The organism is Aeromonas sp. 1HA1 (genome assembly GCF_029237385.1).
Classification (GTDB): domain Bacteria; phylum Pseudomonadota; class Gammaproteobacteria; order Enterobacterales; family Aeromonadaceae; genus Aeromonas; species Aeromonas popoffii.
Genome location: NZ_JAACGC010000118.1, coordinates 1 through 6712, shown reverse-complemented (window position 1 = coordinate 6712; position 6712 = coordinate 1). Strand labels below are relative to the sequence as shown.

9 protein-coding genes are annotated in these 6712 nt (G+C 50.9%); 8 read left to right on the top strand and 1 reads right to left on the bottom strand.

The window, feature by feature from the left end; translation table 11 throughout:
• The first annotated feature begins 110 nt into the window (after positions 1-110).
• From GWQ22_RS20555 to GWQ22_RS20520, 8 genes are all read left to right on the top strand, one after another.
• Positions 111-344 carry a hypothetical protein gene (locus GWQ22_RS20555; protein ID WP_275931499.1) on the top strand — a complete coding sequence of 78 codons (234 nt, stop codon included), beginning with the start codon at positions 111-113 and terminating at the stop codon, positions 342-344.
• On the top strand, positions 341-760 hold the full coding sequence (locus GWQ22_RS20550; RefSeq protein ID WP_275931498.1) for a hypothetical protein: 420 nt from the start codon (positions 341-343) through the stop codon (positions 758-760). The genes GWQ22_RS20555 and GWQ22_RS20550 overlap by 4 nt, the downstream gene beginning before the upstream one ends.
• The gene (locus GWQ22_RS20545; RefSeq protein ID WP_275931497.1) at positions 757-1041 is read left to right on the top strand and encodes a hypothetical protein; all 285 of its coding nucleotides are present in this window, start codon (positions 757-759) and stop codon (positions 1039-1041) included. The genes GWQ22_RS20550 and GWQ22_RS20545 overlap by 4 nt, the downstream gene beginning before the upstream one ends.
• Before the next feature lie 74 nt (positions 1042-1115).
• Positions 1116-3686 carry a replication endonuclease gene (locus GWQ22_RS20540; RefSeq protein ID WP_275931496.1) on the top strand — a complete coding sequence of 857 codons (2571 nt, stop codon included), beginning with the start codon at positions 1116-1118 and terminating at the stop codon, positions 3684-3686.
• Between the two features lie 154 nt (positions 3687-3840).
• Positions 3841-4695: a hypothetical protein gene (locus tag GWQ22_RS20535; RefSeq protein WP_275931495.1), complete on the top strand. Its 855-nt coding sequence runs from the start codon at positions 3841-3843 to the stop codon at positions 4693-4695.
• A 50-nt stretch (positions 4696-4745) separates the two neighbouring features.
• Positions 4746-5093, top strand: coding sequence for a hypothetical protein (locus GWQ22_RS20530; protein ID WP_275931494.1), 348 nt, complete (start codon positions 4746-4748; stop codon positions 5091-5093).
• A 114-nt stretch (positions 5094-5207) separates the two neighbouring features.
• Entirely contained in the window at positions 5208-5555 is a 348-nt protein-coding gene (locus GWQ22_RS20525; protein WP_275931493.1) for a hypothetical protein, read from the top strand.
• A 31-nt stretch (positions 5556-5586) separates the two neighbouring features.
• Positions 5587-6336 carry an enterotoxin A family protein gene (locus GWQ22_RS20520; protein ID WP_275931492.1) on the top strand — a complete coding sequence of 250 codons (750 nt, stop codon included), beginning with the start codon at positions 5587-5589 and terminating at the stop codon, positions 6334-6336.
• 54 nt (positions 6337-6390) lie between these two features.
• On the opposite strand, the gene GWQ22_RS20515 is transcribed toward GWQ22_RS20520, so the two are convergent.
• Positions 6391-6642, bottom strand: a complete 252-nt coding sequence (locus GWQ22_RS20515; protein WP_275931491.1) for an ogr/Delta-like zinc finger family protein — start codon at positions 6640-6642, stop codon at positions 6391-6393.
• Between the last annotated feature and the right edge of the window lie 70 nt (positions 6643-6712).

Here is a 6712-nt window from a genome sequence, read left to right as displayed (position 1 = left end):
GATCTGTCCACTGACTATGGCCTAGCCGATACCCGCCGCCACCTCCTGGACAGGATGAGCAAGATAAAGCGTGGGCAGCATGCCCGTCCCATCGATGAGGAGGTGATGCTATGACAGTTGCTGACAACCATGCTCACCACCTTCTGACATTGACCACCGCGTCGGAGCGGGCCCGTTACCTGCTGGAGAAAAAATTCACCGTTGGGCTCGACATTGTCGATCTGACCCCCGTAGCTCGGGCATATGTCGGGGGGATCTCCACGCCCATCGTGGGTGCAACAGGTGAGACTGACGAACAGATTATCGCTCGGGCAAAAGCCTGGCTTCAAAAGGCGGTGGCATGAGCGACGCTATCAAGATCGCACGTCAAGCCCCCAAGCTGATCGAGGGGTTGCTGGCCGATATGTTTGCCGCCCGAGCTGATGACAATCGGGTCTGTATGGGCAGCTTGTATTCAGGCCCGCAACACATCCAAATACAGCTTGTGGCCACAAGTCGCCCGGATGCGCTGCTGGATGATGACAGCGGCGACGATGAGGACACGCCGGACCAACGGCGCAGCAGTCTGCACATGCACTGGCTGACCTACCGCGCGGAATACCTTGCTGTTGATGTTGACCCCGAGCTCCTAGCCCTGGGGGCAATCCGTTCTATCTACTGGCTAGCGCTCAGTCAGGGGGACACAGAACTTGCCATCGAGATTGGTAACTGGTGGGAAGAGTGCGCCCCACTGCATGGACTGGGCGAGGTAATCCGATGACCGAGAACACCCCGGATTTTTCAGCGTTGCACGCGGAGCTTGAGGCCGACATTGCCGCCTTGTCATTCATCGCCAAGGTAAAGCTGGAAGCCCTTCGTCAGTGCCAGCGCCAGCTCCTTGCATTGCGGGAGACTCGCCTGCCAGCACCAAAATTCGCCTTGTGCCGCCTGCTCTTTGAATGCAGATGGACGCGCAGCGACCGCATGAAAGCGTTGGATACCATTGCTCACCAGGAGCGCTATCTCGCCAACCTGCGTTGTGACGAGCCCCTTCCGTTCTGATGCGGGACTATTACACCGAGCTATTTGACGCCAAGCCCATACCACCCAGGCAGCCCGCTGCCTGGAAATTGGCTGTGTCCACAAAAGCCATGGCGCGCCGCATCATGGCGTGTCGTCGTGTCTCTCTCTATCCGTTGTCTGCCGCTCGCCTACCAGCAGCTCGCCGCGCTGAGTTCACCGGTGGCGATATCGATACCAGGATTGAGACCATCAAATCCTATTTTGTCGGCATCACCGGGGCATATGCACTGGATTGGGCGCTCGACCTACTGGACCGCCCCATTCCACGCGAAGGCAGTGGGCCAGGAGTACAACTACCAAACGACCTGATAGCCGAGCTATTTGTTGGTTACTGCGTACGCCGTGCCCCGGATGTGCTCAAGGGTGTGGCCATCTGCAAGGATGCCAACCGCTGGCTATCAAGTCGCATCACCACTTTGCGCCAAGTGCAAAACGCCATCCCCGAACCCTTGGAGTCTCTGCGTACCAAAGAAGACCGCGAGCGCCTGGCCGTAAACTACGTTGAGCGGGTTATGAGGCTGTTTAATGCCACCACCGATTTTGGCGATAAGCAGGTACCGGCGCTTCGGTTGTGGAAAGCTTGCTGCCAACCGCTTGCCGCCTGGGGGCTATTGCCTCGCCTGCCAAAGTTCAAAACCGCCGAGAGTCGGGACGCCTTTATCGCGGCTCACCTGGTGCGCTGGATTGACCCGAAATGGTGGGCCCGCAAGCTGCGCAAGATCTGGGAACAATACGGCGAGCACTGCGCCATCCTGCTGGGCCATGTGCGCAAAGGGGTCTCCGCCTATGTGTCCAGCCAGGGGCTACGCGCCTTTATTGAGCGCCAGCAGATGGCCGCCGCCTGGCTCAAGGACATGGAGGCCTATAACGCCGAGGACAACATCACGATCAGCCTGGCAGATGCGGTGAAAGCGTCGATCGCCAACCCCGAGAACCGCCGCCATGAACTGGTTGTGCGGGCCCGGGGCTTCTCCGATGTGGCCGATGATCTGGGCTATGTTGGCCTGTTCTTCACCTGGACGGCACCGAGCCGCTTCCACCCCTGGAAGACCGTCAAGGCCTCGCAAGCCAACAAGGCAGACAGCACCACCGAAAACCCCAAATATGACGGTTCATCACCCCGCGATACCCAGCGCTATATCGGCAAGCTGTGGGAACGCTGCCGCTCATCACTGGCACGTAACCTTTCCCAAGTTGGCGACCTCCCCCCCACTGAGGACCCCATAGAATATTTCGGTTTCCGAGTGGTTGAACCCCACCACGACGGGACACCGCACTGGCACCTGCTGATCTGGGTCAAACCTGAACACCAGCACCGTTTGATCAGCATCCTGCAGCGTTACGCCCTGAGCCATGACAAAGGCGATCTGGTGCGCAAGCGCCACCCCGACAGCAAGCAGCCCTATAGCGACATCACTCCCCGTTTTGACTGGAAGGTAATGGACAAGGATAAGGGCGGCGCTGTGGGCTATATCGTCAAATATATCGCCAAGAATATCGATGGGTACCGGGTCGGCGATGAAGGCGATCTGGAAGCAGAGACCGCCGCCACCGAAGGCGCCCGCCGGGTACGGGCCTGGGCCTCCCTCTGGGGGCTGCGCCAGTTCCAACCCCTGAAGGGCCCCCCGGTCGGAGTGTGGCGCGAACTGCGCCGGCTGCCTGGACGCCTGCAAGAGGCCAAGGGGATTATTGTCGCTCCCTTGGCCAACCCAGTGATGGAAGAGTGCCGCCGCTACGCCGACGCCGTGGATTGGAAGAACTTCACCATGGCCATGGGCGGCCCCTGCTGCCGTCGTGATGCCCGCCCCTTGAGTATCTACCGCACCGCCTTTAGCGAACCCAACCAGTACGGCGAAGCGATGACAAAGCTCGTGGGCGTAAGGGCCTGTGACGGCATCACTCAACCGACCCGCTCCGGTGAGTGGGTACTGCGTAAATGTGGCTCACACGCCGCATCTGGGGCACCGGCTGGGGTGTCTGTCTGTGTGGGCGAGCGCAGCGAGTTGAATGTTTGCGAGCAACGCGAGGGTCTTTCCCCCCTTGGAGCTCTGGCAATAACTGTACGCGGCGATCACCAAGGATCTAAAGAGGATCTCTTGAGCGATATAAATCTATTCCATTTGGGGCTGGATGCGGACGACGTGGCCATGATCCGGCGCGGCTCGATTGTGAGGGCGGGCGATAGGTTCGTGTGCATCCGGAATGGCGAGCTGAAAGTGACCGAACGGCATCCGTTCGAATCACCAAACGAGCCATCACCGTATCAAATTGAGGCCGAAGCCAGACGCCGGGAGGCAAAACGCCAGGCAGATCTCAAGGATGTGCGGGGCCTGTTGGCCGAGTCGGGAGATCCAGCGGCCTGGCTGGCCAGCATGACGGCCGCCGGCGCCGACGATGCCCTAGCGTTGCTGGAGGCCCTGGGGGATGGGGACGCAGAGGCAGCCCACACCCAGCTTGACCGGCTGCGCGATACTGTCGATCTGCGGACGTGGCCTCTGCCACCCATCGAGCGCAGCCAGGAGGCGATCAGTAATACCGAGTTCTTAAACCAAGCAACTAATCCCTCTAAATTAAAAGTGCTCGCCGCTATCTATTTGGACAGAACGGATATTGAAACTATATAAATATAATGACAACAGACAATTCCTGTCGCACCAACTTCAACTTTGTAGCAATGCTCCCACAGTTTTAGATTTTCACAATATATTTACCCTCTTTCCCTTGCATTACTCAATCAAATCCCACTAAGATAAAGGGGATGCAAGGGAGCTCTGCGCCATGAGTAAATTTAATATCCTTTTAGTGTTGCTAATTCCAGTTGTTGTCTTAGCAAATCCGAGTGACCAACTTCCTATTGGTACTTTTGAGCTTAACATTGGAGCTAGACCATCGGCCCCATATCCGGCTATGAATAACTACAATACGGATTTAACCGCACAGGGTTCTGGGTCAGCGTACCCAGTAACTGTGTCTAGGCATCACATTATACCGTTCAACGTATTGCGAAGCTTTTACAATAGACTTGCAGAGCGCAACAGGTTTTCTAATTTAGGGGGATTCTTTACCACGTACTCAGATAATCTACGCTTTTATGCAAGTGGAAATAATATAGATTGTGGAACTCTTGGTAATGACCTCGTCGATGCAGGAAACTTAGCTCTTGCTCATCGATATGCGCTTGCAAGACCTGGAGGTAATGCAATGGCACCAGGGTTTGACACATTCGAACAATTCTATACATGGCTCCCTGGAAATTTATTCATTGGTCCGAATGAGCGCTCTGATGATCCGGGAGAGGGTTTCGAAAGCAATGCCCATGTGGTAGTTGGTGCAGCATATTTTGATATTCTGTCCAGAACTTACCAAAACATGGTACGCTTTAACAATGGAGACGACTCTCCAAATTTGTTAAACGCAATATCTGTCGATTTAACCAGAATTGCACAACGAAGAAGTGTATTTTCTTTAAATAGTCAGGACTGGGTATATATACACGGAAAGTATCAACTGAGAGACCATGGAATAAATAAAGGAGAAAATATAAAATCCTCTAGAGAAACTAAAAAATCAAGTGATGATATATGTGTAGATATGTCACCAAATCTACTAGAAAAAATTGTATCAATACTCTGATAACTAAATAGCTTTTCAATAATTATTAGAACTGCAACAAAGAGGTATATATGTCCATTAATAGAATACTGTTCAGCATTATAGCTTTGCTCATCATGTCATCTTCAGCATCAGCCGTACCATTCGATCATGATTATACTGTGCATGGGAAAGTAATTGGCGTAGTGGCAACACAGTCAGGTGATACCATATGTTATGTAGCCGTTAAAGATCCCAATAATGACTACTATTCTGGCCGCTACCATGCATTAACCGATATTAATCAGTGTCAGACTGCACGAATGGCATATGCCTTAGGGTTAGAGGCAAAGCTCTGGGGGAAAGTTGCAGAGGGCAATCACAGTAATAAAGCCGTCGCTGTTGAACTATATTCTGGTGACGCAAAATGGTGGAACTAATAGATACATCTATTATTTACACAGATACATTTCAATCTTACTACTTGTCTTTAACACCAAGAGTTATACAAATTTAATTTATTAACCCTACACTTATCAAAAAGAGAGGTTACCATGTCCATCATTAAGCACTTTCATAGCGCCGTAATTTTATCTCTAATGTCATTCTCTGTTTTAGCTGTGCCTTTTTATTATGATTATACTATAGAAGGTAAAGTGGTTGGCGTAGTATCAAACCAAAGCGCCACTACTCCATGTTATGTTGCTGTCAAAGACATTAATAACAGTTCGCGTTCAGGATATTACCATGCGATGTCAGACCTAAATAAATGTCAGACAGCACGCATGGCGTATGCTTTAGGGTTGGACACGAAACTATGGGCAAAAATCGCACCTGGAACTAACAGTAATGATGTTATCGCTATTGAACTACATTCTGGGGAAGTAAAATGGTGGAATTAATGATTACAATGCAAAATCAGTAGGAGATATGATGAAAAACTTCAAATTCTTTTTCCTCACTTTATTGGCAATCTCTAACTCAATCTTTGCCAACCCTCCGAGTTTCGTATATCGAGTAGATTCTCGTAGTTATGAGGAAATTTTCAGAGATGGGTTTCATGCTTGGGGCCGAAATTATAATATTGTAGCACATGTGAATGGTGCGACGTGTTCAACACAGGATGGCTCTACGAGTGGTTTCATCTCTACAGCTGCAGACTTTGCATCAGCTAGAGCTATAGCTGATGAGCATTTACGGCAAGGTAGAAATGCCTTTTTATATACAATTAGGGCAGACCATACGTTTTATAGTGGACCAGCATCAATCGATTACCTTCAGCAATATAACCCTCTATCACCACTATCTATTATGTCACTTGAAATGGCTCGCAGAGCCGATGAGTGGGATGCTATCGATGTCATCCCACCTGAGAATATTAGAGAAGTGATTGAGTATAGGGTGCAAGGTGGGCAAAACGAATACACAAATTCAAGATATCTTAATGTAAACACCACAGGGAATCCAGAACCATATACTGAACACCTAGAGGAAGTGTTGCAGTTTTATAATTTCCCGATTAGATTGCAAAATGGCTTAACAGCTAGACTGTCTTCATGCTTTGCAAGTTGTTTAGGTTCATCATCCTCATCGATGGTGAAAAAAAATAACAATGCAGAGTGTGTAGATGAACCTGAAGGTGTCATTAATTTCACAGCTTCAATTGTAAGCTCTGTTTTTTAAAATACTATCACCCCTTATTGGATGACAGTATTTCCAATTACATTACTAGGGGCATTATTTCGCCCCTAGCTCTTTGAGTATTAGTTGCTGCCCTTCAGGTGATAGAGACTTGCTCAGGTTCAAAATAAGCTGCTGTGTGGTGCGCCCCGATGGGCTCAACGGATGACTGTATGACATTTGGGACACCCAGCTGTGGCCACATTCTGCGTCCGTGCACTGACAATATAAATCCGAGGTATCACGGCTTAGACGGTGCGTCTTGGTGATGCGCCCCAACTCCCCACATTCCCGACAAAATACCCGCATGCTTCCCCCATTTCCGACGACATAACCGCCCGATTATACCCGCCAGCTGGGTTTTCACACAGTGGTAGCC

Bases quoted from the DNA above. Each gene is read 5' to 3' on its own strand.
- GWQ22_RS20555 (WP_275931499.1), top strand. From the start codon at position 111: ATGACAGTTGCTGACAACCATGCTCACCACCTTCTGACATTGACCACC.
- GWQ22_RS20550 (WP_275931498.1), top strand. From the start codon at position 341: ATGAGCGACGCTATCAAGATCGCACGTCAAGCCCCCAAGCTGATCGAG.
- GWQ22_RS20545 (WP_275931497.1), top strand. From the start codon at position 757: ATGACCGAGAACACCCCGGATTTTTCAGCGTTGCACGCGGAGCTTGAG.
- GWQ22_RS20535 (WP_275931495.1), top strand. From the start codon at position 3,841: ATGAGTAAATTTAATATCCTTTTAGTGTTGCTAATTCCAGTTGTTGTC.
- GWQ22_RS20530 (WP_275931494.1), top strand. From the start codon at position 4,746: ATGTCCATTAATAGAATACTGTTCAGCATTATAGCTTTGCTCATCATG.
- GWQ22_RS20525 (WP_275931493.1), top strand. From the start codon at position 5,208: ATGTCCATCATTAAGCACTTTCATAGCGCCGTAATTTTATCTCTAATG.
- GWQ22_RS20520 (WP_275931492.1), top strand. From the start codon at position 5,587: ATGAAAAACTTCAAATTCTTTTTCCTCACTTTATTGGCAATCTCTAAC.
- GWQ22_RS20515 (WP_275931491.1), bottom strand. From the start codon at position 6,642: ATGCGGGTATTTTGTCGGGAATGTGGGGAGTTGGGGCGCATCACCAAG.